The following is a 25,856-nucleotide window of genomic DNA, read 5'->3' on the forward strand; positions in this document are numbered from 1 at the left end:
GGGACCCGACGACGAGGAACGATCACGAGCGACGAGGAAAGTCCATGAGCACTGTCAAGACGCCGGCCCCCGCGGTCGAGCGAGCAGGAGCCGCGCGCTCGCGGCGCAGCAGACCCCGCTGGGTGGGCTATCTGCCCTACCTGATCCCGGGAGCGGTCGCGTTCACGGTGGTCATCCTGATCCCGTTCGGCATGAACGTGTACTACAGCCTCTTCAAGTGGAAGGGCGGCATGGCCCCGATGAAGTTCATCGGGCTCGACAACTACTCCGCCCTGATGGCAGACGAGCAGTTCTGGACCTCGTTCCGGAACTCGGTCGCGATGATCCTCGCGATGGTCGTGGTCCCGACGCTGATCGGCCTCGTGCTCGCGGCCGTGCTGTTCGACTACCTCGGACGGCGGTTCGGCGGGGGTGTCGCGGCCTTCCTGCGGGCGACGTACTACCTGCCGCAGATCCTGCCCGTCGCCGTGGCAGGCGTGCTGTGGAACTGGATCCTCAACTCCCAGACCGGAGCGCTCAACGTGATCCTGCGCTCGATCGGCATCGACAGCCCGCCGAACTGGCTGGGGTCCACGACCACCGCCCTGCCCACGGTCATGGCGGTCCTGGTCTGGGTCCAGATCGGCTACCCGGTCGTGATCTTCATGTCGGCGCTGCAGCGGGTCGACCCGGAGCTGTACGAGGCTGCCGAGCTCGACGGTGCGGGGTGGTGGCGCCGCTTCGGCGCGATCACATTGCCGCAGATCCGCCCCGAGACCTTCGTCGTCGTCCTGACGTGCACGGTCGCGGCGCTCAAGGTGTTCGGACCGATCTACGTGCTGACCCGCGGCGGCCCCGAGAGCTCGACCCTCGTGCCCAGCTACTACTCGTACCTCAACTTCTTCGACAAGTCGAAGGTCGGCTACGGCGCTGCCGTGTCGACCGTCCTGACCCTGGTGATCGTCGTGGTCGCCCTGGTCATCCTCGCCCTGCAGGCCCGCGCCGAGCGCCGTGAAGAGGGAGGCCGCTGATGGCCACCGACACGCTGAACCCGTCCGTCGAGAAGCCGCAGGAGGCCCAGGTCCTCCGGTCGACCCGTCCCGACCAGCGCCACCACCGGGGTGTCACGCGCTGGTTCGTGCTCGCAGCGGCGGGCCTGTTCGCGCTGCTCATGCTCGCGCCGTTCGTCATCATGCTGCTCAACGCGTTCAAGTCTCCGGCCGAGTACTCGCAGGACGGGCCGCTGAGCCTGCCCACGCACCTGTACCTCGACGGCGTCGTCGCGTTCTGGGAGCGGGTCGACTTCCCGCAGAAGCTGCTCAACTCGATCTGGATCTCGGCCGCGGTCGCGATCGGGGGCACGTTGCTCTCGCTGCTCAACGCCTACGCGATCGGCGTGGGCAGGGTCAAGGGCAGGCTGTGGATCATCATGCTGTTCCTGCTCGCGAACATGCTCCCGCAGGAGGCGCTGGTCTACCCGCTGTTCACCATGGCGCAGCAGGTGGGGCTCTCGAACTCGCAGTGGTCCGTGATCATCATCTTCACGGTCATCCAGTCGGCGTTCGGCACGTACCTCCTCTCGTCGGTGCTGGGGACGTTCCCGCCCGCGCTCCTGGAGGCAGCCGCGCTCGACGGCGCCTCCCGCTGGCAGATCCTGTGGAAGATCGTCTTCCCGGTCGTCCGTCCCACGCTCTCGGTCCTGATGATCTTCTTCTTCATCTGGACCTGGAACGAGTTCTTCATCCCGCTGGTCATGCTCACCACGAACGCGACCCAGACGATCCCCATCGCGCTGGCCTCGCTCCAGGGCGACCGGATGATGGACGCCACGACGACCAACGCGGGCGCCCTGGTCTCGCTCGTCCCCGCCGTCATCTTCTTCCTCATCTTCCAGCGCACCCTGACGCGAGGCGTCACGGCCGGCGCCGTGAAGTGACCGCACCTATCCCGAAGGAACCGAGCAACCATGAAGTTCACCGACGGCTACTGGCAGGTCCGCGACGGCTTCTCGCCGCTGCACCCGGCCCAGGTAGACGACGTCCGCGCCGACCCCGAGGCGGGCACCCTGACGGTGTACGCCCCGACCGCTGTGATCCGGCGTCGTGGTGACACGCTCAACCGGCCCCTCCTGACGATCACCTACTCGTCGCCCGCGCCGGGCGTGATCGGCGTCCGGATCGAGCACCACCGGGGCGGGATCGACCGGGGACCGCGTTTCGAGCTGCACCACGAGGAGGGCTTCCGGCCGGAGGTCTCGGTCGACGAGACCCACGGGCTCCTGCGCTCCGGGCCGCTCGCGGTGCGCGTGCACCGGAAGGGTGGGTGGCGCGTCGACGTCGAGCAGGACGGGCGGGTCGTGACGTCGAGCCTGCACAAGGCGGTCGGCTCGGTGCAGGCCGACGCCGCGCACGGGGGCGCGCACTACGTGCACGAGCAGCTCAGCCTCGCCCCGGGCGAGCAGCTGTACGGTCTGGGGGAGCGGTTCGGGCCGTTCGCGAAGAACGGCCAGACGGTCGACGTCTGGAACGCCGACGGTGGGACCTCGAGCGAGCAGGCGTACAAGAACGTGCCGTTCTACGTCAGCAGCCGAGGCTACGGCGTGTTCGTCGACCATCCGGAGCTCGTGTCGTTCGAGGTGGCCTCGGAGATCAACACGCGTGCCCAGTTCTCGGTCGAGGGGCAGGCGCTCCAGTACTACCTGGTCGCGGGGCCCACGCCCAAGGACGTGCTGACGCGGTACACCGCGCTGACGGGGCGCCCCGCGCGCGTCCCGGGCTGGTCGTTCGGGCTGTGGCTCACGACGTCCTTCACGACGAGCTACGACGAGCAGACCGTGAGCGGGTTCATCGACGGGATGGCCGAGCGGGACCTGCCGCTGTCGGTCTTCCACTTCGACTGCTTCTGGATGCGCGAGTACCAGTGGGTCGACTTCGAGTGGGACCCCCGCACGTTCCCCGACCCCGAGGGCATGCTGAGCCGGCTCAAGGACAAGGGCCTCAAGATCTGCGTGTGGATCAACCCGTACGTCGCCCAGCGCTCGCCGCTGTTCGAGGAGGCGCGGGCGGCAGGTTACCTGCTCCGGACGGCCGACGGTGGAGTGTGGCAGTGGGACAAGTGGCAGGCGGGCATGGGCCTGGTCGACTTCACGAACCCCGACGCGACCGAGTGGTACCTGGGCAAGCTCAAGGGCCTGCTCGACCAGGGGGTCGACTGCTTCAAGACCGACTTCGGCGAGCGTGTCCCGGTCGACGACGTCGTCTGGTCCGACGGGTCCGACCCCGCGAAGATGCACAACTACTACGCACAGCTCTACAACGAGGCCGTCTTCCGGCTCCTCGAGCGCGAGCGGGGCGAGGGGGACGCGGTGCTGTTCGCGCGGTCGGCCACTGCGGGGGGTCAGCAGCTCCCCGTCCACTGGGGCGGCGACTGCGACTCGACGTACGCGTCGATGGCCGAGTCGCTGCGTGGGGGGCTCTCGCTCGCGATGTCCGGGTTCGGGTACTGGAGCCATGACATCGGCGGCTTCGAGGGGGTCCCGGACGCGGGGGTCTTCAAGAGGTGGTTGGCTTTCGGGCTCCTGTCCTCCCACAGCCGTCTGCACGGCTCGGACTCGGTGCGCGTGCCGTGGGCGTTCGACGAGGAGGCGGTCGACGTCACCCGGAGGTTCACGCGTCTCAAGCTCTCGCTCATGCCGTACCTGGCGGGGGTCGCGGAGGAGGCGCACCGGGACGGGATCTCGATGATGCGGCCCATGGTGCTCGAGTTCCCCCACGACCGCGGGGGCTTCGGGGTCGACACGCAGTACATGCTGGGCGGTTCGCTGCTCGTGGCACCGGTCTTCACGGCCGAGGGTGACGTCGAGGTCTACGTCCCGGAGGGGACGTGGACGAACCTCCTCGACGGGAGCACGCTCTCCGGACCTCGGTGGGTCGCCGAGAGGCACGGGTTCGACTCGCTGCCGCTCCTGGTCCGCCCGGGCACGGTGCTGCCCGTGGGTGCACGCACGGACCGCCCGGACTACGAGTGGGCCGACGGCGTGACCCTGCGCCTGTTCGAGCTGCCCGACGGACACGACTCGACGACCACGGTCCCGTCCGAGACGGGCGACCCGACGACGTTCCGCACGCGCCGCGAGGGCGCGAGGATCACGGTCACGTCCAGCGACGCCCGCGCGCCGTGGGCCGTCCAGCTCGGCGAGCACGTCGTCCGCGCCGAGGGGGCGGGGAGCGTCGAGCTGTCCATCTGACGCTCCTCCCGCCGCTGTGGGCGAGGGGAGAGGTGAGTGGCGCCGTCGGGCAGGAAGCGCCCTGCCCGACGGCGCCGCTCACCCTGGGCCTCGACGTCGCCCCCGCGCGTGGGTACCCTGATCGAATCGATACGTGAGAGCGCTCCCACGCTTGCACGGGCCGTCCATCCCAGAACCACCGAAGGAACACCGTGAGCAACGTCGCCACCCATGCCGACCCCGTCCAGGCCCCCGCGCCCCGCGCCTTCCCGACCGACTTCCTCTGGGGGTCGGCCACCGCCGCCTACCAGATCGAGGGCGCCGCCGCCGAGGGTGGGCGCGGACCGTCCATCTGGGACACCTACTCCCACACCCCTGGCCGCACCCTGAACGGCGACACGGGCGACGTCGCCGACGACCACTACCACCGGTGGGCCGAGGACGTGCAGCACATCAAGGACCTCGGGCTCGGCGCCTACCGGTTCTCGATCTCCTGGTCGCGCGTCCAGCCCGGCGGCACCGGAGAGTTCAACCCCGAGGGCATCGCGTTCTACTCGCGCCTCGTCGACGCGCTGCTCGAGGCGGGCGTCAAGCCCGTCGTCACGCTCTACCACTGGGACCTCCCGCAGGAGCTCGAGGACCGCGGCGGCTGGGCGAACCGCGAGACCGCGCACGCGTTCGCCGAGTACGCGCGCCGCATGGCCCGCGAGCTCGGCGACCGGATCGACGTGTGGACCACGCTCAACGAGCCGTGGTGCTCGGCCTACCTCGGCTACGGCTCGGGCGTGCACGCCCCGGGACGCACCGAGCCCGTCGCGGCGCTCGCGGCCGTGCACCACCTCAACCTCGCCCACGGGCTCGCGTGCCTCGCGATCCGCGACGAGCTGGGCAACGACACCATGACGTCCGTGACGCTCAACCTGCACGTGATCCGGCCCGACGACCCCACGTCGGAGGCCGACCTGGACGCGGTCCGGAAGATCGACGGGCTCGCCAACCGGGCGTTCCTCGGCCCGCTGCTCGACGGCGCCTACCCGGCCGACCTGCTCGCCGACACCGCGCACGTGACCGACTGGTCGTTCGTCCAGGACGGCGACCTCGAGATCGTCCGGCAGCCGCTGTCCGTGCTCGGCATCAACTACTACTCGACGACCAAGGTCCGCCACTTCGCGGGCGACGGCGAGCGCGCGGAGAACGACGGCCACGGCGCATCGAGCCACAGCCCGTGGATCGGGGTCGAGGACGTCGAGTTCGTGACGCAGGCGGGCCCGTACACCGCGATGGGCTGGAACATCGAGCCCGCCGGGATGACCGAGCTGCTCCTCTCGGTGCACCGGGCGTACCCGGGCCAGCCCCTCATGGTCACCGAGAACGGTGCGGCGTTCGACGACGAGGTCACGGTCGACGCCGACGGGACCGCGCGGGTCCACGACGACCGTCGTGTCGCCTACCTGCACGACCACATCGACGCGGTGGGCGCTGCGATCGACGCGGGGGCCGACGTGCGCGGGTACTTCGCGTGGTCGCTGCTCGACAACTTCGAGTGGGGCTACGGCTACGACCGTCGGTTCGGGATCATCCGCGTCGACTACGACACGCTCGAGCGCACGTGGAAGGACTCGGCGCACTGGTACCGCCGGCTCGCGACGACCTCGGTGCTGCCCGGGGTGGCGGAGGTCGGCTGACAGCGGTGGTCGACGTCGCCGGTGATCTATCTCGCACCTGTCACGGTCGCGGCGCGACACGCCGACGGAACATGACACGCGGGGGAAATCGTGTCCGGCTTGTCTGGTTCGGAGGTCGGTCGTTCCCCGCGTCACCGCGGGGCCGACCGGCGCTCCGGACCTCTTCGTGCGCTCTGCACAGCATGTGGACGGAGGGCTTCCACAAGCTGTGGAGAAGTCCTCGGGGCCGCTCGGACAAGCCGTTCGCGGGCTCCTGTACCGGTGGACGACGGGGTGCATCCGGGGGAGTGTCAGTGCCTCCTGGGAGGATGGATCCGTGCTTGTAGCACACTTCGACGCGTCTCGAGGAGGAGGCGGCGAAGATCGTCCGACCACGACATCTAGTGCCGAGCGCGGAACCCGCCCACTAGGTATAGTGGTCAACACCAGGGAGCGATCGTCTCCCCGGCAAAACACACGGTCGTAGTTCCATCAGCGTTCTTCGAGGTCAGGACCCCAGCAGGGAGTCGGCCTGAGCGCCCCCGCTGGAAGCTCGATCCCCTACCCGAGGAGACTGACCAGATGAGCATCACGGTCTACAGCAAGCCGGCTTGCGTTCAGTGCGACGCGACGTACCGCGCCCTCGACAAGAAGGGCATCGAGTACTCCGTCGTGGACATCAGCCAGGACGCCGAGGCACTCGAGCTGGTGCGCGGCCTCGGCTACCTGCAGGCACCCGTCGTCATCGCGGGCGACGAGCACTGGTCGGGCTTCCGCCCCGACCAGATCAACGCTCTCGCGACGAAGGTCGCTCCCGTCGCCTGAACAGCTCGTCCCACCGGTCCCCGCTGCGAGGTGTGACATGGGATCGCTCGTCTATTTCTCCAGCGCGTCGGACAACACCCACCGGTTCGTCCAGCGACTGGTCCTCGAGGACCGTGGCTGCACGGTCCACCGCATCCCGCTGCGACCCAAGGACGAGTTCCTGCGGGTCGACGAGCCCTACGTCCTGATGGTCCCGACGTACGGCGGCGGCAACGAGGGCGGGGCGGTGCCCCGCCAGGTCATCAGGTTCTTGAACGACTCACACAACCGGTCGTTGATCCGCGGCGTCATCGCCGCGGGCAACACCAACTTCGGCGAGGCCTACTGCATCGCCGGCGACATCATCTCCTCGAAGTGCCAGGTGCCCTACCTGTACGCCTTCGAACTTCTGGGAACAGCCGAGGACGTCGAGCGCGTCCGCGACGGATTGGGACGATTTTGGCAACGACAGTCACGGATTCCAGCGTGAGCACGGTGGCGGCGGGCGTCGAGCTCGACTACCACGCGCTCAACGCGATGCTCAACCTGTACGGCCCCGACGGCGAGATCCAGTTCGACAAGGACCGCCAGGCAGCGCGCCAGTACTTCCTGCAGCACGTGAACCAGAACACGGTCTTCTTCCACAGCCTGGAGGAGAAGCTCGAGTACCTGGTCGAGAACAAGTACTACGACCCCGCGGTCCTCGACAAGTACGACCGCGACTTCGTCAAGACGCTGTTCGAGTTCGCCTACTCCAAGAAGTTCCGCTTCGACACGTTCCTCGGCGCGTTCAAGTACTACACCTCGTACACGCTCAAGACCTTCGACGGCAAGCGGTACCTCGAGCGCTTCGAGGACCGCGTGTCCATGGTCGCCCTCGGCCTGGCGGACGGCAACGAGCAGACGGCGCTCGACATCGTCGAGGAGATCGTCGCCGGTCGCTTCCAGCCCGCGACCCCCACGTTCCTCAACATCGGCAAGGCGCAGCGCGGCGAGCCCGTGTCCTGCTTCCTGCTGCGCATCGAGGACAACATGGAGTCCATCGCACGCGGCATCAACTCCGCGCTGCAGCTCTCCAAGCGCGGCGGCGGCGTGGCCCTGCTCCTGAGCAACATCCGTGAGCACGGCGCCCCGATCAAGCACATCGAGAACCAGTCCTCGGGCGTCATCCCCGTGATGAAGCTCCTCGAGGACTCCTTCTCCTACGCGAACCAGCTCGGTGCCCGCCAGGGCGCCGGCGCGGTCTACCTGCACGCGCACCACCCCGACATCATGCGTTTCCTCGACACCAAGCGTGAGAACGCCGACGAGAAGATCCGCATCAAGACGCTGTCGCTCGGTGTGGTCATCCCCGACATCACGTTCGACCTGGCGAAGAAGAACGAGGACATGTACCTGTTCTCGCCGTACGACGTCGAGCGCGTCTACGGAAAGCCCTTCGCCGACATCTCGGTGACCGAGAAGTACGACGAGATGGTCGACGACGCACGCATCCGCAAGACGAAGATCAAGGCGCGCGAGTTCTTCCAGACCCTCGCCGAGCTGCAGTTCGAGTCCGGCTACCCGTACGTCATGTTCGAGGACACGGTCAACAAGGCGAACCCCATCAAGGGCCGCATCACGCACTCGAACCTGTGCTCGGAGATCCTCCAGGTCTCGACGCCCTCGACGTTCAACGAGGACCTGTCGTACGACCACGTCGGCCGCGACATCTCGTGCAACCTCGGCTCGCTCAACATCGCCAAGACGATGGACTCGCCGGACTTCGCCAAGACCATCGACACCGCGATCCGTGCTCTGACGGCCGTGTCCGACCAGACGAGCATCGAGTCCGTCCCGTCGATCAAGCGCGCCAACGAGTCGGGCCACGCGATCGGCCTCGGCCAGATGAACCTGCACGGGTACCTCGCTCGCGAGCGCGTGTTCTACGGCTCCGAAGAGGGCATCGACTTCACGAACATCTACTTCTACACGGTGGCCTACCACGCGATCGCGGCGAGCAACCGCCTCGCGATCGAGCGGGGCCGCGCGTTCGGCGGGTTCGAGGACTCGACCTACGCCTCGGGCGAGTACTTCGCGAAGTACACGGACCAGGTGTGGGAGCCCGCGACGCCGCGCGTCAAGGAGCTCTTCGAGACCGCCGGCGTGCACATCCCCACGCAGGAGGACTGGAAGGCGCTGGCCGCGTCCGTCAAGGAGCACGGCATCTACAACCAGAACCTCCAGGCGGTCCCACCGACCGGTTCGATCAGCTACATCAACAACTCGACGTCGTCGATCCACCCGGTCGCCGCCAAGATCGAGATCCGCAAGGAAGGCAAGATCGGGCGCGTCTACTACCCGGCGCCGTACCTGACGAACGACAACCTGGAGTACTACCAGGACGCGTACGAGATCGGCTACGAGAAGATCATCGACACGTACGCCGCGGCGACGCAGCACGTGGACCAGGGCCTGAGCCTCACGCTGTTCTTCAAGGACACCGCGACCACGCGCGACGTCAACCGCGCGCAGATCTACGCATGGCGCAAGGGCATCAAGACCCTGTACTACATCCGCCTGCGCCAGCTCGCGCTCGAGGGCACCGAGGTGGAGGGTTGCGTCTCCTGCATGCTGTGATTGCCCTCGTCGCCTGACGGCGACGTCCACGGGAGGGGCGCCGGTCTTCCCGGGCCGCTCGTGCCTCGCGGCCCCCGCCAGGCCCGACCACGACCGGCGCCCCTCCCGTTCCCGCCGCCCGCAGGACCTTTCGTCTCGTCGCAGGCACCGTGCTGAGAAAGAAGAAGAACGACATGTCACCCACTGGGAAGCTCAAGCTCATCGATCGCGTGTCCGCGATCAACTGGAACCGTCTCGACGACGACAAGGACGCCGAGGTCTGGGACCGTCTCGTCGGGAACTTCTGGCTCCCCGAGAAGGTGCCGGTCTCGAACGACATCCAGAGCTGGGCCACGCTCACCGAGGAGGAGAAGACGCTCACCATGCGCGTCTTCACCGGCCTCACGCTCCTGGACACCATCCAGGGCACCGTGGGCGCCGTGTCGCTCATCCCTGACGCGATCACCCCGCACGAGGAGGCCGTGTACACGAACATCGCCTTCATGGAGTCCGTGCACGCCAAGAGCTACTCGTCGATCTTCTCGACGCTGTGCTCGACGCGCGAGATCGACGAGGCGTTCCGCTGGTCGGAGGAGAACCCCAACCTCCAGCGCAAGGCCGAGATCGTCATGGAGTACTACAAGGGCGACTCGCCGCTCAAGCGCAAGGTCGCGAGCACGCTGCTCGAGTCCTTCCTGTTCTACTCGGGCTTCTACCTGCCCATGTACTGGTCGAGCCGCGCCAAGCTCACCAACACGGCCGACCTGATCCGCCTCATCATCCGCGACGAGGCCGTGCACGGGTACTACATCGGCTACAAGTTCCAGAAGGGGCTCGAGAAGCTCACCCCCGAGGAGCGTGACGAGATGAAGGCCTACACGTACGAGCTCCTGTTCGAGCTCTACGAGAACGAGGTCCAGTACACCGCTGACCTCTACGACGGCGTGGGCCTCACCGAGGACGTCAAGAAGTTCCTGCGCTACAACGCCAACAAGGCCCTCATGAACCTGGGCTACGAGGCGCTGTTCCCCAAGGACGAGACCGACGTCAACCCGGCGATCCTGTCCGCACTGTCCCCGAACGCCGACGAGAACCACGACTTCTTCTCCGGCTCGGGCTCGTCCTACGTGATCGGCAAGGCCGTGAACACCGAGGACGACGACTGGGACTTCTGATCCCGCCCGTCAGCACCGCACTCATGGGCTGACCACGATCGAACGACGGACGCCCCGCAACTCCGGAAGGAGCGGCGGGGCGTCCGTCATACCCAGGATCGGTGGCGTCGGCAGGGCCCGACCAGCGCGGCCGGCGAACCGGCGGCGGTGATCCGTGCTGCCGAAAGGTCAGGGGCTCAGTCGTTCGGCCGCGCCAGCGCGCCCTCGACCGGAGGCTCGGCCGACCACGGGAACGTGATCCACCGGTCGGTCTCCTTCCAGGAGAAGTCCGGCTGGAGGATCGTGCGCGGCTTGGTGTACAGCACGGCCGAGCGCGCCTCGGTGCCGTGCTCGGCGAGCAGGTCCATGACCAGGGCGAGCGTCCGGCCCGAGTCCGCGACGTCGTCGACCACGAGGACCTTGGACCCCGGGAGCTCCGACGTGTCCATGAGCGGGGGAAGGACGCGGGGGTCCGCGAGCGTCTGACCGATGTCCGTGTAGAACTCCACGTTGAGCGTCCCGACGCCCTTGGTGCCCAGCGCATAGGCCACGGCCCCGCCGGGCAGCAGCCCGCCGCGAGCGATCGCGACCACGACGTCGGGCTGGAAGCCGCCCGCGACCACCTGCTCGGCCAGCTGCCTGGACGCGGTGCCGAACAGCTCCCACGTCATGACTTCGCGCTCTGTGCTCATGGACAGAGCCTAGGGGCAGCCCCTGTGAGGTGGCCTGCCCAACGGCTCGTACCGGACGTCACCGTCCAGCACGCGAGAAGGGCCACCTCCCGCGAGCGGGAGGTGGCCCTTCGACGATCCGACGGCCCCCCGACGGCTCAGCCGTCAGGAAGGCAGGTGGATCAGGAAGCGTCCAGGATGTCCACGACGAACACGAGGGTCTTGCCCGCGAGCGGGTTCGACTCGCTGGCCTCGGCGCCGTAGCCCATGGCGGCGGGGATGACGAGCAGCACCTGGCTGCCGACGGTCTGTCCAGCAAGGCCTTCGGTCCAGCCCTGGATGACGCCCGTCAGCGGGAAGCTCGCGGGAGCGCCCTTCTCCCACGACGAGTCGAAGGGCTCGCCGTCGAGGGTCCAACCCGTGTAGTGCGCCGTGATCGTCTGGTCAGCCGTGACCTCGGGGCCGGTGCCCTTGATGAGCGTCTGCACGACGAGCTCGGTCGGGTCGGCGTAGCCCTCGGGGATGTCGATGCTGGGCTTGCCGGTGTCGTCCAGGGTGACGACCGGCAGGCCGTCAGCCGGCGTCACGGCCTCGCCCTCGGCGCGCTCCGGGATGCTCTTGGCGCCGGTCACCTCGACGATGGAGATGCTCGTCTTGCCGTCCTGGCCGGGCGCGGCGAAGATGAACCGCGTGCCGACCTTCTGGCCCGTGAGGACCTCGTTGAGCACCGGGTACAGCGACGGGTCGCCCAGCGTGATGGTGTCCACCTGGCTCTCGTCGCCCCACATCGAGCCGAGGACCTCGGCGGTCTCACCGGAGTAGACGACCGACTTCATGGTGAGCTGCTGCCCCTCTTCGAGGTCCTCGCCCGTTCCCTCGACGTCGACGCGGGCCGTGGCCGTGGAGACGGTGAAGGGCTTCTCGAACGTCGCGGTGGGCTCGGTGCCGATGTCACCGGTGACCTTGATGGACTCGACCGCGGCGATGTCCTCCGCCGTGGGGGCTGCCACGCCGGTGTCTGCCGGTGCCGACTCGCTGGGGGACGGGCTGGCGCTCCCGCCGTCTCCGGACGCACAACCGGACAGGACGAGGGCGGTACCCAGGGCGATCGCGACGAGGCCGCGAGAGGTACGGAGCTTCACAAGGATCCTTCGTTCGGGGGTGTCCGCGCACGACCGGGAGTGAACACGGCGACGAGCACGGGAGTGGCGGGCCCCGCAACTCTAGCCGCACTCTCTGGGAGTGTGCTGAAAACGGACGCGGGTGCTTGTCGCTGTCGCAACCTGTACGCGCCCGTCGCTGTCGCGACCGCGAGCACTCGTCGCTGTCGCGACCTGAGCGCACTCGTCGCTGTCGCGACCGCGAGCACTCGTCGCTGTCGCAACCGTGGACAATGGAACCGTGCCCTCGAAACGTCCCTCACGCCGTCGTCCCTGGGGAGCGGAACCCCCTCCGCTCGACCTCAACCGTGCCCTGGGCGGCATGCGGTCCGAGTCCGGGCCCGACGGCGAGTGGACCGTCCGCACCGTCCGGCAGAGCGACAAGTCGTACGTGTGCCCGGGATGCCGGCAGAACGTCCCCGCCGGGACGAGCCACGTCGTCGCGTGGGCCAAGGACTCGATGTTCGGCGCGCAGTCCGCGCTCGAGGACCGCCGCCACTGGCACACGGGGTGCTGGGAGGCGCGCGCCCGGCGCCGCTGAGGGAGACCCCGGCTAGGCTCGGTCGTGATGAACGCGCACAGTCCTGACCCCGCGACCGACCGTCCAGCCGCGCCCGCAGCGCCGTCCCCGGAGATGCCCACGGCCCCCGAGGGCAAGCCCGCCGAGCACGGCGCCCCGATCCGCTCGCTCACGGTCCTGCCGGCCCACCGCGAGGACGTCGAGCTCCACACCGCCGACGGCCTGACGCTCGTGGGCGAGCTCGCGCTCCCGGCGCACGCTGCGCCGTCGGGCACCTTGATCACCCTGCACCCGCTGCCCACGCACGGCGGCTACATGGACTCCCACGTCTACCGCAAGGCCGCGTGGCGCCTGCCAGCGCTCGCGGACCTCGCGGTGCTGCGCTTCAACACGCGCGGCACGTCGTCGCCGCGCGGCACGAGCGAGGGCACGTTCGACGGCGGCGAGGCCGAGCGCTTCGACGTCGCTGCGGCGATCGAGCTGGCCGAGTTCCACGACCTGCCCCACCGGTGGCTCGTGGGGTGGTCGTTCGGGACCGAGCTCGTCCTCAAGCACGGCACGGACCCCGGCATCGAGGGCGCGATCCTGCTCTCCCCGCCCCTGCACCGCGCGACCGACGAGGACCTGGACCGGTGGGCCGCGTTCGGCAAGCCGCTCGTGGTGCTGGTCCCCGAGCTCGACGACTACCTGCGCCCCGAGGAGGCCCGCCGCCGGTTCGCGCGCGTGCCCCAGGCCGAGGTCATCGCGGTCGAGGGCGCCAAGCACCTGTGGGTGGGGGAGCCGTCGGTGCGCCGGGTCCTCGACGAGATCGTCTCCCACGTCCGCCCCGGATTCCCGGTGCCGCTCCCCACGACGTGGGACGCGCAGACCGAGACGGGCACCGACACCGAAGCCTCCGACCAGGCCTCGTACGACGCGAGCCGCACGCACGTCCAGCCGACGACGACAGGACAGACACCATGACCACCACCCCGCACCTCGCCCTGCACACCCTGCGCGAGGGGCACGGGCTTCCCGTGCTGCTCGTGCACGGCTTCCCGCTCGACCACCGCATGTGGGAGGACGCCGCCGCGGCGCTGCCGAGCGGCATCACGGTCCTCGCGGTCGACCTCCCGGGCCTGGGCGAGAGCCCGCTCGGTGGAGAGCCGCCCTCGATCGAGGCCGCAGCCGACGCCGTGGTCGCCTCGGCCCGCGCCGCCGGGATCGAGCGCGCCGTGGTCGTGGGCATGTCGATGGGAGGCTACGTCGCGCTCGCCGCGGCCGAGCGCCATGCGGACTTCGTGGTGGCACTGGGCCTCGTGGACACCAAGTCGACGGCCGACGACGACGCGGCCCGTGCGAACCGCCTGCGCATCGCGGACGCGGTCAGCGAGAGCCGCACGGTCGACGCGGTCCTCGGGATGCCGGGAGCGCTGCTGGGCGCGACGAGCAAGGTCGCGCGCCGTGGTCTGACGGCTCGCCTCGAGGAGTGGATCCGTTCCCAGCGGCCCGACGGCGTCGCGTGGGCCCAGCGTGCCATGGCCGCCCGCCCGGACCGCACCGAGGTGCTGGCCCGCTTCGCGGGCCCGGTGGCCGTGGTCGTGGGCGAGGAGGACACGCTCACCCCGATCGAGGCGGCCGAGCACCTGGTCGCCGCAGCCCCCGGGGCGACGCTCGTCGTGGTGCCCGCCGCGGGGCACATGAGCGCGGTCGAGGACGCACCGGCGGTCGCCAACGCGATCGGTGACCTCTGGGCCGTCGCCCGGGACTGACGTCCGGGACCTGGCACTTCAGGCCGGGCTGCGGGAGGTGTCCCGTGGTCCGGCCGTGTCCTTGGCCGTGGTCCGGCGATCGTCGCCGGGTCGTCAGCCGCGGTCGAGCACCAGCTCGATCGCGTCCGCGAGCGAGATGGACTCGCCGTCGCGCCCGCCCTTGCCGAGCACGAGCGGCGGGTCCGACGGGACGAGGGTCGCACCGCGGAGCCGGGCCGAGAGCCCGCCCTGGACGCTGAGGATGTAGAACGACGCGTCGGTACCGACGGCGAGCGTCCGGTTCTTGCGCAGGTACCAGCCGAGCGTCCTGGTGCGGTACGTCGCGTCCCCCGCGTACGAGCGGGCCTGGAGCAGGACCGGGGCGATGCCGCGACGCTCGGCCTCGGCGACGAACTCGCGGAGCAGCTCGGCGGCCTCGGCAGCCTCCAGCGCGCGGCGACGCTCGAGCTCGTTCGCCTGGTGAGCCGCCGCCTCGGTGCGCTGAGCACGCCAGGCCGCGACGTCGTCGGGCGTGGTGCTGCTCGCTGCTCGCCCTGTGGTGCCGCCGAGCGCGTCGGCGGTGCCGCCGGCGTCGTTCGTCGCAGCCGTGCCGGGCGTGCTGGCTGCGGAGCCGAGCGGGCCGGGAGCAGACGACGGCGACGACCCGGGCAGGCTCCCGGTGTCGTCGCCGTCGTGCGTCATGGCCGTGCTCAGGCCTTCGCGGAGGCGGAGGAATCCGAGGACTTCGAGGACGAGGTGTCCTCACCTTCCTCGCCCTCGACCTCGACCTGCGGGAACTCCGCGGTCATGAGGTTCGCTGCGCGAGCACGCTGCGCCGGGGTGCCCGCGATGGCCACGGCGGGAGCCGCCTTGGACTTGGCCGCGCCGCCCTCGCCGTCGCCGAGCAGCCCGCGCAGCTCGTCGAGGTAGGTGTTGATCGACTCGTGCTGACGCGTGAGGTCCTCGAGCTGACGCTGTGCGGCCGCCCGCTGCTGCTCGGCCTCGGCCTTGGCGTCCCCGACGGTCTGCTCGGCGAACTCGCGCGCCTCGGCGACCACGCGGTCCGCGTTGTGCCGCGCGGTCGCGATGACCTCCTTGACGTAGTCGTCGGACTCGGTGCGGACCTTCTCGGCCTGCTCGAGAGCCGTGACCACGCGGTGCTCGGCGTCGGACGCGTGCGCCTCGGCCGTCGCGACGAGCTTCTCGGTCTCCTCCTTGGCCGTCTGGTGGCGCTGCGCGCTCTCCAGCTCGGCCTCCTCGCGGCGGCGGGCGATGTCGAGCTCGGCCTCGGCCAGGGCGGTCCGCGCCTTCTCGCGCAGCTCCTCCATCTCGGAGGTCACGGCGTTCGCGGCCTCGGACGCCGCACGCTTGGCCTCGGCGACCTGGCGCTCGGCCTCGCGACGCGTGGTCTCGCGCAGCTCGGTGGTCTCGCGCTCGGCAGCCTCTCGCATCGCGGCCGTCTCGGCGGCGACGCGGGCGCGCAGCTCGGCCGTCTCACGCTCGGTCGCGACGCGCAGCTCGGTGGTCTCGCGCTCGACCTGGGCGCGCAGGGTGCCCAGCTCGCGCTCGAGGCTCGACCGGCGCTCGCTCTCCTCGGTGTTCAGGGCGCTCTGGATGCGGGCGGCCTCGCGCTCGGCGGAACCCACGAACTCCTCCGCACGGCGCTGCGCGCCGACCAGGGTGCTCTCGGTCTCCGAGGCGGCCGTGGACCGGATCTCCTCGGCCTCGCGACGAGCGCCCGAGAGCAGCTCGGCGACCTCGTTCTCGGCGCGCGAGCGGATCTGGCCCCCCGCGACCTTGGCGCGCGACATGATGTCGACGGCCTGGGCGTTGGCCTGGGCCAGGATGTCGGCCGACTGCTCCTCGGCGGAACGCAGGAGCTGCTCGATGCGCGACCCCAGTCCCGAGTAGGAGGGGCGGTCGGACTCGCGCAGCTGGCGCTGAGCGTCCTGGAGGTCCGACGTGAGCTGCACAGCCCGGGCGTCGGCGGACTCGGCCCGGTGACGGGCCGCCTCGAGGTCCTTCTCGAGCTTGGCCAGCTGGCCTTCCACCATGATGCGGTCGTAGCCGCGCATGGTGATGGGGAACAGTGTGCGTTCGTCGGACACGGGTCGACCTTCCGCTTCGGGCTGGTCCACGCCAGCGCTGTTGTCGGGACGTATCGTTCGGTGGGGGTACCGGGTCGCCCGACCTGTGGATCGTCACCCAGGATACGTGGCCCAACTGTGTCCTGAATACCCGGAATGGGTAGCGTCACGGTGTCGCGGGGACTTCGTGAAGGGTCTGCGGCGATCGTCGCCATCCGGCGAACTTTCGAATCCAGCAGGCGTTCGCCTCTATTGTGGAATGTCCATGACGAAGGGAAACTCGGTGCTTCAACGAATCCTGGCCGCCGGCCTGATCGTGCTCGGCCTGGTAGGGATCGGCACAGGAGTCGCCTCTGCGACCCTCTGGCGCGAGAGCGAGACGGTCGTCGCGACGGCCGCTGCCGACGGCTCGTCGCCGCTGGTCGTCTCGGAGCCCGGGGTCCTCGACCTGGTCGACGGTGACGTGACCGTCACGGCGAAGACAGCGGACGGGAAGCCCGTCACGCTCGTGATCGGGCGCGACGTCGATGTCACCGGGTGGGTCGGCACGGACGCGCACTCCGTCATCACGGGCCTCACCGACTGGGACACGCTCGCGACGAAGTCGGTCGCCACGACGACGCCCGCCGAGGAGGAAGCCCCCGCAGAGGGTGAGGCTCCTGCTGAGGGGGAAGCCCCCGCAGAGGGTGAGGCTCCTGCTGAGGGGGAAGCCCCCGCAGAGGGTGAGGCGCCTGCCGAGGGGGAAGCACCCGCAGAGGGCGAGGCGCCTGCCGAGGGGGAAGCACCCGCGGAGGGCGACGCCGCTGTGGACGCCACGACCGAGGCGCCCGCCGTGGGCGTGGACCCCGCCGGCTCCGACATGTGGTTCGCCGAGACTGCCGGTGCGGGAGAGGTCAGCCTGCGCTGGTCCGACCGTCCGGGCCGTTGGAGCCTGCTCGCGGCCGGCACCGGCGAGGACCCGGCGAGCCCCGTGGTGACCCTGACCTGGGCCCGTGAGGTCTCGACCCCATGGCAGTGGCCGGGGATCGCGGGTGGCTCGCTGCTCCTGGTCGCCGGGCTGGCCATCGGTGTCCTCTCGTTCATGGGTGGTAAGAAGGACAAGGACACGAACGGCGGCGGCAGCAAGAAGAAGAGCCGCACGAAGGGCAAGAGTCGGACGGCTCGCACCGGTACCGGCTCCGGGGCACCGGAGAGCACGAGCGGCACCGGGGACACCAGCCCAGCCGCACCGACCGAGCGTCGCGCCGACGCCGGATGGCCCGGCCGCGTGGCGACGTCGACCGAGTCCGACGGGCAGCCACAGACGATCGCGCCGGAACCGCCCGCCCAGACCGGCGCGACCGGGACCCTCACTCGCCGTGAGCTACGCGAGAAGGCCGAGAGGGATCGTCTCGAGGCCGAGCGCCGCGCCCAGGAGGACGCGCGGGCACAGCGTCCGCGGAATCGATGGATGACAGGTCAGATCCCGGTCGTGCGACGCGAGAAGAACGCCACGGCCGCACAGCCGGTCGTCCCCGGCCCCTCGGCCGAGAAGGACGCCGGATCCGCCGGTGGCAGCTCGGCCACCGCCCGAGCCGACGCGTGGCGCCAGGCGTGGGGCTTCGGCCAGACGCAGGCCGCCCAGCCCGCCGCGTCCGACGAGAACGACCAGACCCAGAACCCCGACTCGACCGGAGGAGACCGATGAGCCAGCGCAACTCCCGCCGCTCCACGGCCCGCACGGCCGCGGTGGCCGGCGCCGTCCTCGGCGCGATCCTGCTCGCAGGCTGCACGTCGCCCGTTCCCACCCCCACCGTCGACGACAGCTCGGCGAGCGCAGAGCCCGCGCTGACCGTCGAGCAGATGGCCGAGGTCCGTGAGGCCGTCGGCGCGACCCTCGAGGCGGCCAACGCGAACAGCGACCCCTCCCAGCTCGCCACCCGGCTCACGGGGCCCGCGCTGTCGCTGCGCACCAGCCAGCTCGGCGTGGCCGCGGCCCGCGGCAACGGCGACCTGGTGACGGTCCTGCCCACGGCCGTCCAGCAGGACATCATCACGACGACCGACTCCTGGCCCCGGCAGGCCTACGCCGTGACCGAGCAGCCCGAGGACCTCCAGTCCCCGCGGCTCCTCGGGTACGAGCAGTCAACGGCGCGCGACCCGTACAAGCTGTGGGCCTGGGTGCGCCTGTTCCCGAGCGTCAAGCTGCCGAGCTTCGCGGGTTCCGCGGTGGGCAGCGAGTCCGTCCCGCTCGACGACCCGTCGCTCCTCATGACGCCCACGGACGCCGTCGCGCAGTACGCCGACGTCCTCAACCTGGGGGCGGGCTCGGGCTTCGCAGCCTCGTTCGCCGACGACCCGCTGCGTGCCTGGGTCGCGACCAACGCGGAGACGCAGGCGGCACCGCTCGCCACGGCGGCGGGCACGCAGACCATGACGTTCACGCCCACGCCGGACGAGGCGCGCGCGGTGCGCACGGCCGACGGCGGAGCGATGGTCATGGCCGCGATGACGGCACTCGAGACCCGCACCGCGGAGGAGGGCGCGAAGATCACGCCCGGCACCGAGACGGAGAAGGCCCTCTTCGGGGCGACTCCTCCGACCAACGTCCTCAACGTGGGTTACACGACCATGGTCGCGATGTACATCCCGCCGGCCGACGCCACCACGGGCGTCCAGGTGCTCGGCATGGAGAACATCGTCACGTCTGTCGCGACCTCGTAGGTCGGTGCCGAGGTCCGGCAGGTCGGGGCATGCAGCCCTGTCGCCGTCGGACCTCGGCGACCGCCGGTCGTCGTCGGACCCCCTCGCCGAGCTGCCGCGTCGCGGCAGCACGATCTTCCTTAGGATGAGCGCATGAGCCAACCGAGCCAGCAGCCGAACTTCGACGTGCGCGGCGCCGTCGACCTGTCGTCCCTGAACCGTCCGTCGGCGCCCCCGCCCGGGACGCCCGGCGGTGCGCCCGAGGCCGGCGGCTACGTCGTCGACGTGACCGAGGAGACGTTCCCGCAGCTCGTCCAGGACTCCACGCAGTACCCGGTCGTGGTCCTGCTGTGGATCCCGACCGACCAGGCGAACGCGCAGCTCGGCACCGAGCTGGGGGCGATCGCGGAGGAGTTCGCGGGCCGCTTCCTCCTGGGCCGCGTCGACGCCCAGACCTACCCGCAGATCGCCGCGGCCTTCCAGGTCGAGAGCGTCCCGACGGTCGTGGCGATCGTCGGGGGCCAGCCGGTCCCGCTCTTCCAGGGTGCCGCCGCAGGCGACCAGGTCCGCGCGGTCCTGCAGCAGGTGCTGCAGATCGCCGAGGGCAACGGCGTCACGGGCCGTGCTCCCGCGCAGGGGGCACCGAACCCCGACGCAGAGGTGGCCGCGGAGCCCGAGCCCGAGCTCCCGCCGCTGCACCAGGAGGCGTTCGACGCGATCGAGCGCGACGACCTCGAGGCCGCCGTCGCGGCGTACCAGAAGGCCATCAAGCAAGACCCGCGGGACCACCTCGCGGCCGCCGGCCTCGCACAGGTGGGCCTGCTGCGCCGCACGCGCGACCTCGACCTCCAGGCGACGCGCGAGGCGGCCGCCGCGAGGCCCAGCGACCTCGCCGCGCAGCTCGACGTCGCGGACATGGACATGCTGGGCGGCAAGGTCGAGGACGCGTTCGGTCGTCTGCTCGACCTCCTGCCCGGCGCGAGCGCCGAGGACAAGGAGACGCTGCGCCTGCGCCTCGTCGACTACTTCGAGATCCTCGGCCCCCAAGACGGGCGTGCCCGCCGACCGCGTGATCCTCGCGGAGGACGGCGTGGTCGTCGACCTCGGTGCCGAGGCCCTTCGTCGTTCAGGGAGCCACCCGACCGGAGCTCGCCGGAGCGCCGACGCGGCCCCGCGAGCGGGTTGGGCTCAGTCGCTCGGGACGGGCTCGAGGTAGAGCGCCCCGAGCGGTGGCACGCGCAGGACGACCGAGGACGCGCGGCCCTTCCAGGGCCGCGGCTCGGACTCGACCTCGCCGAGGTTGCCGACCCCCGAGCCGCCGTAGACCTCGGCATCCGTGTTGAGGACCTCTCGCCAGCGCCCGCCGTGCGGCAGGGCGAGGCGGTAGCCCTCGTGGGGGGTCCCCGCGAAGTTCACGACGACGGCGACCTGGTTCCCGGCCCCGTCGCGACGCAGGAACGCCAGGACGTTGTGGTCGGCGTCCTCGGCGTCGAGCCACTCGAAGCCCGCCGGGTCGTGGTCGAGCGCCCAGAGGGCGGGCGTGCGCCGGTAGAGGTCGTTGAGGTCGCGCACGAGGCGCTGCACCCCGGCCTTGCCGGGGTCGCCGAGCCCCGCCCAGTCGAGGCTCGCGGCCTCGTTCCACTCGGCGTGCTGCGCGATCTCGCAGCCCATGAAGAGCAGCTGCTTGCCGGGGTGGGACCACTGGTAGGCGAGGAACGAGCGGACGCCCGCCCGCTTCTGCCAGTCGTCGCCGGGCATCTTGCCGTAGAGCGAGCCCTTGCCGTGCACGACCTCGTCGTGGCTGATGGGCAGGACGAACTGCTCGGAGTAGGCGTAGACCATCGAGAACGTGATCTCGTGGTGGTGGTAGCGCCGGTTGATGGGCTCCTCGGCGACGTAGCGCAGGGAGTCGTTCATCCAGCCCATGTTCCACTTGAGCCCGAACCCGAGGCCGCCCGCGTCGGTGGGGCGCGTCACGCCCGGCCAGGCCGTGGACTCCTCGGCGATCATCATGACGCCGGGCGTGCGGCGGTAGGCCGTCGCGTTGGTCTCCTGCAGGAACGCGATGGCCTCGAGGTTCTCGCGCCCGCCGTGCACGTTGGGGTGCCACTGGCCGGGGTTGCGCGAGTAGTCGAGGTAGAGCATCGAGGCGACGGCGTCGACGCGCAGCGCGTCGACGTGGAACTCCTCGAACCAGTACGTCGCGTTGGCGACGAGGAAGTTGCGCACCTCGTTGCGCCCGAAGTCGAACACGTACGTGCCCCAGTCGGGCTGCTCACCGCGCAGCGGGTCGGGGTGCTCGTAGAGCGGGGTGCCGTCGAACCGCGCGAGCGCCCACTCGTCCTTGGGGAAGTGGGCGGGGACCCAGTCGAGGATCACGCCGATCCCGGCGCGGTGCAGCGTGTCGACGAGGTGGCGGAAGTCGTCGGGGTGCCCGAACCGCGAGGTCGGGGCGTAGTAGCTCGTGACCTGGTAGCCCCACGAGCCGCCGTAGGGGTGCTCGGCCACGGGCATGAGCTCGACGTGCGTGAACCCCGTCTCGAGGACGTACGCGGTGAGCTGCTCCGCGAGCTCGCGGTAGCTCAGCCCCTGCCGCCAGGAGCCCAGGTGCACCTCGTAGATGCTCACGGGACCGGTGTGCGGGTCGCGGGCCGTGCGCTCGGCGATCCACTCGGCGTCGGTCCACTCGTGCCGGGACTCGACCACGACGCTCGCGTTCGCGGGCGGGACCTGCGTGCCCTTGGCCAGGGGGTCGGCCTTCTGGAGCCACGTCCCGCCAGGGGTGAGGATCTCGTACTTGTAGAGCGTGCCGGGGCCGATCCCGGGCACGAACAGCTCCCAGACCCCGGTGTCGCCCAGAGCGCGCAGGGCGTGCGTCGTGCCCTGCCAGTGGTTGAAGTCGCCGATGACGCGCACGGCGCGCGCGTTGGGGGCCCAGACCGCGAACGCGGTGCCGCTCGTGGTGCCGGGGGAGCCGGGCTCGCCCAGGACGCTCGGGTAGGTCGTGGGGTTGGCACCCAGGACCGTCCACAGCTCCTCGTGGCGGCCTTCGCGCAGCAGGTGCTGGTCGACCTCGCCGAGGGTCGGGAGGAACCGGTAGGGGTCGTCCTGGAGGGTCGTGGTCTCGCCGTAGCGCGCGCGGACCCGGTAGTCCGGGGCGTGCAGCACGGGCGCCGCCTGGGCGTCGGCGCCGAGCGGCTCGTCGACCGCGGCGGGCACGACCGCGACCCAGATCCCGTCCTGCTCGTGCGTCGCGGCGAACTCGCCGTCGAGGGTCACGATCGTGACCTCGTCGGCGAGCGGGCGCAGGACGCGCACCGTGGCCGCGCCGCCGGTGCGGCCGCCGGGGAGCGGGACGGCCGTCAGGTGCGGGCCGAGGACCCCGTGCGGGTCGAAGGACCGTCCCTGCGCGACGGCCGCGAGCGCCGCGGGATCGGCAGGGACGACGGGGAGCGGTGGGAGGGAGCTCGGAGGTGTCGATGACCCGGTCATGGCCCAACCTTTCCACGTCGCCGGGCTGCTTGTGCACTCCCCGCGCCGCGTCGCGGCGGTGGCGGCCCGGGTTCACCCGGGCCGAGGGGCGGCGCGGGGGTCGAGGGGCCGCGGTCGGGGTCGCGGCAGGCGGGTGGGGTCACGCGTCACCGCGCGTGGCGTCGGTGCCCGGGACGAGCTGGTTGGCCGAGCGCAGGACGCTGCGGGAGACGAGTGCCTCGGGGTCGAGGGCCTCGGGGGAGGTCACGGTGAACGTGACGCTCTCGCCGGGCAGGAGCGTCACGAGCTGGTCGTCCACGGTCGCGTCGGGGTGCACCTTGTCGGCCAGCAGCGCGACGTCGCGCGCGAGCTCGCGGGCCGTGACGGCGACCTCGTAGCGGTATGCGGGCCCGTTCGACCGGGCGGCGGTCCGCAGGGACCCGGGCACGGGGAGCGCCGGGTCGCCCGCCCGCTCCAGCACCCGCACCGAGGCGTCCGGGCCGGAGCCGGTGAGCGCGCTGTCGCGCGGCTCGGCGAAGAACCACAGCCCGCGCTCGTCGCCCAGGGTCGCGACGACCAGCTCGTCGCGAGCGCTCGCGACCGTCGCGACGTCGTCGGGCAGCAGGAGCGTGCGCGTCTCGCGCGGCGCCAGCCCGACGACGGCGCTCGTCTCCGCGAGGACCGTCCCGTCGTAGCGCACGCGGCGCTGGACGAGCGTCCCGCCCCAGGCGTCGGGCGAGTCGTTGACGACGACCACCGCGAGGACCGAGGGGCCACCGGGGACGTGTGCGCCGCCGTCGGGCCTGCGGGGCTGGAGCGTGACCACGCGGTCCCGGTACGCGTGCCGGAGCGCGGACAGCAACGGCTTGGCGCGACCCGCGCCGTCGACCGCGGCCCACGACGTGACGGGCCAGCAGTCGTTGAGCTGCCACACGATCGAGCCCGCGCAGCGGGGGCTCCACGAGCGCAGGTGCTCGATCCCGACCGTCAGGGCGTTCGCCTGGTTGAGGGACATGGCCCAGTGCCAGTCGTCCATGTCGTCGGGCAGCGCGAAGTGGGGGAGCAGGCCGTCGGTCAGCTTGTCGTTGCCCTGCGCGGCCTTCTGGTGCACGAGCATCCCGGGCGACTCGGGCGTGAGCGGGTCGTCCGACAGGGCGTCGCGCAGCGTCGACCAGGTGGGCGGGCCCTGCCAGCCGAACTCGGCGACGAAGCGCGCGACGTGGTCGCGGTACACCTCGTAGCCCTGGCGGTTCCACGCGTCCCACAGGTGCACCGAGCCGTGCGCGTCGAGGTTGGGGTGCAGCTCGAGCGTCCCCGACCACGGGCTGCCCGGCGTGTAGGGGCGGCCCGGGTCGAGCTCCGCGAGCAGCGCGGGCAGCAGCCCGGTGTAGTAGCCCAGGCCCCACGTGCGGCCCTGGAGGCGCGGCTGCCAGTCCCAGTCGTGGAAGCCCCACAGGTTCTCGTTGTTGCCGTTCCACAGAACGAGGCTCGGGTGCGGGGCCAGGCGGACCACGTTGTCACGGACCTCGGCCTCGACCTCGCTGCGCAGCGGCTCCTCCTCGGCGTAGGCCGCGCACGCGAACAGGAAGTCCTGCCACGTGAGGATGCCGCGCTCGTCGCATCCTTGTCCGGCATGGACAGCCGCGAGACCCCCGCTCCTCCTCGGCGTAGGCCGCGCACGCGAACAGGAAGTCCTGCCACGTGAGGATGCCGCGCTCGTCGCACAGGTCGTAGAAGTCGTCGGCCTCGTAGATGCCGCCGCCCCAGACCCGCAGGAGGTTGATGTTCGCCTGCTCGGCCTGGGCGATCCGCGCGGCGTACCGCTCGCGCGTGACGCGGTGCGGGAACGCGTCGTCGGGGATCCAGTTGGCGCCGCGCACGAACACGGGCTGGTCGTTGACGACGATCACGAAGGACGTGCCGGGCTCTCCGTCGTGCTCGTCGGGCTCCATCTCGAGGCGGACGGTGCGGAAGCCCACGCGGTGGCGTCGCACGTCGAGGGGCCCGACGACGGCGCGCGGTTCGCGCGGTGCGGCGGCAGCCGGGGAGGTGGTCGGCTCGGTCGTCGGGAAGGGGGCGACGACGGCGTCGGCGCCCCCGTCGGCCAGGAGCTCGACCGTGACCTCGTACAGGGGCTGCTCGCCGAACCCGCGCGGCCACCAGCGCCGCACGGCCGGGAGGTCGACGTCGACGACCGCGGACGTGGCGCCCGCCGGGACCAGGGCGGTCGTCACGAGACCCGCGACGTGGACCGCGACCCGGACGTCGACGGCAGCAGGCATCTCGACGGCCACGCCGCCGCTCCCCTCGGCGCGCACCGCGTGCTCGAGGTCGACGTGGACGGCGAGGCGTGCCGCGACCGGGGCGTCGGCAACGGGCGGCGTGTGCGCCGAGCCCTCGACCGTCGCCACGGGCCGCACGGCCGCGAGCCGGGCGCCCGACCACGCCTCGAGCGCGAGGGGACGCCAGATGCCTGACGTCGCGGTCTCCAGGTCCCAGTCCCACCCGAAGCTGCACGCCATCTTGCGGATCGCGTTGAACGGGTGGGGATTGGTGTGCGGGCGGTAGCTCATGGCCACGCTCTGCGCCGCGGCGTACGCGAGCGGCGAGGCGAACCGGACGACGAGCTCGTTGGTGCCCGGTCGCAGGTGCTCGTCGACCGGCAGGCGGTAGGTGCGGTGCTGGTTCGCGGTCTCGGCGAGCAGGTATCCGTTGAGGCTCACGGCGGCGACGGTGTCGAGCCCGTCGGCGACCAGGTCGTGGCGCTCGTGGCCGTCCGGGGACCACTCGAAGGTCGTGCGGTACTCCCAGTCGCAGCGACCGATCCAGGCGAGCACGTGCTCGTTGTCGTCGAGGTAGGGGTCGGGGACGATCCCGGCCGTGACGAGGTCGGTGTGCACCGTGCCGGGGACGGTCGCGGGGACCGGGGCGTCGAGGCGTGCGGCGAGGTGGGCCGGGACAGGGCCGGCCACGGCCCGCACGGTCCAGCCCGTGTGCAGCTCGCGGCGCTCGAGGCTCCGCAGGGGAGACGTGTCGCCGTCGAGCGCCGTCGGGGTGGGGGAGGCGGGGGCCGAGGTCACGGGTGGCTCCAAGGGTGAGGGATCGTCGTCG

At 70.9% G+C, this 25,856-nt stretch carries 20 protein-coding genes and 1 pseudogene; 14 read left to right on the top strand and 7 right to left on the bottom strand.

Features of this window, described 5'->3' with window-relative positions:
* Positions 1-44 precede the first annotated feature (44 nt).
* The 8 genes from ASE27_RS04440 to nrdF all read left to right on the top strand — a co-directional run bounded on the left by ASE27_RS04440 (position 45) and on the right by nrdF (position 10,445).
* The gene (locus ASE27_RS04440) at positions 45-1,010 is read left to right on the top strand and encodes a carbohydrate ABC transporter permease (RefSeq protein ID WP_082608489.1); all 966 of its coding nucleotides are present in this window, start codon (positions 45-47) and stop codon (positions 1,008-1,010) included.
* A complete protein-coding gene (locus ASE27_RS04445; RefSeq protein WP_056646218.1) occupies positions 1,010-1,915 on the top strand; it encodes a carbohydrate ABC transporter permease in 906 nt (301 codons plus the stop codon). Before ASE27_RS04440 ends, ASE27_RS04445 begins: the two co-directional genes overlap by 1 nt.
* Positions 1,916-1,945: 30 nt before the next feature.
* Positions 1,946-4,225, top strand: a complete 2,280-nt coding sequence (yicI, locus tag ASE27_RS04450) for an alpha-xylosidase (RefSeq protein WP_056646221.1) — start codon at positions 1,946-1,948, stop codon at positions 4,223-4,225.
* Between the two features lie 191 nt (positions 4,226-4,416).
* Entirely contained in the window at positions 4,417-5,889 is a 1,473-nt protein-coding gene (locus ASE27_RS04455) for a GH1 family beta-glucosidase (protein ID WP_056646224.1), read from the top strand.
* Between the two features lie 561 nt (positions 5,890-6,450).
* Positions 6,451-6,693: a glutaredoxin-like protein NrdH gene (gene nrdH, locus ASE27_RS04460; RefSeq protein WP_056646227.1), complete on the top strand. Its 243-nt coding sequence runs from the start codon at positions 6,451-6,453 to the stop codon at positions 6,691-6,693.
* A gap of 37 nt (positions 6,694-6,730) precedes the next feature.
* Complete coding sequence (nrdI, locus tag ASE27_RS04465) at positions 6,731-7,162, top strand: class Ib ribonucleoside-diphosphate reductase assembly flavoprotein NrdI (protein ID WP_056646230.1); 432 nt, start codon at positions 6,731-6,733, stop codon at positions 7,160-7,162.
* Positions 7,132-9,291, top strand: a complete 2,160-nt coding sequence (nrdE, locus tag ASE27_RS04470) for a class 1b ribonucleoside-diphosphate reductase subunit alpha (protein ID WP_369800615.1) — start codon at positions 7,132-7,134, stop codon at positions 9,289-9,291. Before nrdI ends, nrdE begins: the two co-directional genes overlap by 31 nt.
* 173 nt (positions 9,292-9,464) lie before the next feature.
* Positions 9,465-10,445: a class 1b ribonucleoside-diphosphate reductase subunit beta gene (nrdF, locus tag ASE27_RS04475; RefSeq protein ID WP_056646237.1), complete on the top strand. Its 981-nt coding sequence runs from the start codon at positions 9,465-9,467 to the stop codon at positions 10,443-10,445.
* A 176-nt stretch (positions 10,446-10,621) separates the two neighbouring features.
* On the opposite strand, the gene ASE27_RS04480 is transcribed toward nrdF, so the two are convergent.
* On the bottom strand, positions 10,622-11,116 hold the full coding sequence (locus ASE27_RS04480; protein WP_056646240.1) for a phosphoribosyltransferase: 495 nt from the start codon (positions 11,114-11,116) through the stop codon (positions 10,622-10,624).
* A gap of 161 nt (positions 11,117-11,277) precedes the next feature.
* Entirely contained in the window at positions 11,278-12,105 is an 828-nt protein-coding gene (locus ASE27_RS04485) for an FKBP-type peptidyl-prolyl cis-trans isomerase (protein WP_235534434.1), read from the bottom strand.
* 391 nt (positions 12,106-12,496) lie between these two features.
* Here ASE27_RS04485 and ASE27_RS04490 point away from each other — a divergent pair, with 391 nt between their 5' ends.
* From ASE27_RS04490 to ASE27_RS04500, 3 genes are all read left to right on the top strand, one after another.
* Complete coding sequence (locus ASE27_RS04490; RefSeq protein ID WP_056646246.1) at positions 12,497-12,796, top strand: hypothetical protein; 300 nt, start codon at positions 12,497-12,499, stop codon at positions 12,794-12,796.
* Positions 12,797-12,889: 93 nt separating this feature from the next.
* Positions 12,890-13,738 (top strand): alpha/beta hydrolase, encoded by an 849-nt coding sequence (locus ASE27_RS04495; protein ID WP_056646248.1) that lies wholly within the window; start codon positions 12,890-12,892, stop codon positions 13,736-13,738.
* Positions 13,735-14,526: an alpha/beta fold hydrolase gene (locus ASE27_RS04500; protein WP_056646251.1), complete on the top strand. Its 792-nt coding sequence runs from the start codon at positions 13,735-13,737 to the stop codon at positions 14,524-14,526. Before ASE27_RS04495 ends, ASE27_RS04500 begins: the two co-directional genes overlap by 4 nt.
* 93 nt (positions 14,527-14,619) lie before the next feature.
* On the opposite strand, the gene ASE27_RS04505 is transcribed toward ASE27_RS04500, so the two are convergent.
* Both ASE27_RS04505 and ASE27_RS04510 read right to left on the bottom strand, forming a co-directional pair.
* Positions 14,620-15,207, bottom strand: a complete 588-nt coding sequence (locus ASE27_RS04505) for a hypothetical protein (RefSeq protein WP_200955876.1) — start codon at positions 15,205-15,207, stop codon at positions 14,620-14,622.
* Positions 15,208-15,215: 8 nt separating this feature from the next.
* Complete coding sequence (locus tag ASE27_RS04510; protein ID WP_056646254.1) at positions 15,216-16,613, bottom strand: hypothetical protein; 1,398 nt, start codon at positions 16,611-16,613, stop codon at positions 15,216-15,218.
* A gap of 244 nt (positions 16,614-16,857) precedes the next feature.
* On the opposite strand from ASE27_RS04510, the gene ASE27_RS04515 reads away from it, so the two are divergent.
* From ASE27_RS04515 to ASE27_RS19675, 3 genes and pseudogenes are all read left to right on the top strand, one after another.
* On the top strand, positions 16,858-18,279 hold the full coding sequence (locus ASE27_RS04515) for a hypothetical protein (RefSeq protein WP_056646257.1): 1,422 nt from the start codon (positions 16,858-16,860) through the stop codon (positions 18,277-18,279).
* Positions 18,276-19,295 carry a hypothetical protein gene (locus tag ASE27_RS04520; RefSeq protein WP_056646261.1) on the top strand — a complete coding sequence of 340 codons (1,020 nt, stop codon included), beginning with the start codon at positions 18,276-18,278 and terminating at the stop codon, positions 19,293-19,295. Before ASE27_RS04515 ends, ASE27_RS04520 begins: the two co-directional genes overlap by 4 nt.
* A gap of 132 nt (positions 19,296-19,427) precedes the next feature.
* A pseudogene (locus ASE27_RS19675) lies at positions 19,428-20,333 on the top strand (tetratricopeptide repeat protein); the annotation flags it as partial.
* 129 nt (positions 20,334-20,462) lie between these two features.
* On the opposite strand, the gene glgB reads toward ASE27_RS19675, so the two are convergent.
* The 3 genes from glgB to ASE27_RS04540 form a co-directional block, all read right to left on the bottom strand.
* Positions 20,463-22,766: a 1,4-alpha-glucan branching protein GlgB gene (gene glgB, locus ASE27_RS04530; protein WP_056646267.1), complete on the bottom strand. Its 2,304-nt coding sequence runs from the start codon at positions 22,764-22,766 to the stop codon at positions 20,463-20,465.
* A gap of 139 nt (positions 22,767-22,905) precedes the next feature.
* Entirely contained in the window at positions 22,906-24,258 is a 1,353-nt protein-coding gene (locus tag ASE27_RS04535) for a hypothetical protein (RefSeq protein ID WP_056646270.1), read from the bottom strand.
* 4 nt (positions 24,259-24,262) lie between these two features.
* On the bottom strand, positions 24,263-25,825 hold the full coding sequence (locus ASE27_RS04540; protein ID WP_056646274.1) for a glycoside hydrolase family 2 protein: 1,563 nt from the start codon (positions 25,823-25,825) through the stop codon (positions 24,263-24,265).
* Between the last annotated feature and the right edge of the window lie 31 nt (positions 25,826-25,856).

It is taken from the genome of Oerskovia sp. Root918, from assembly GCF_001428945.1.
GTDB lineage: Bacteria > Actinomycetota > Actinomycetes > Actinomycetales > Cellulomonadaceae > Oerskovia > Oerskovia enterophila.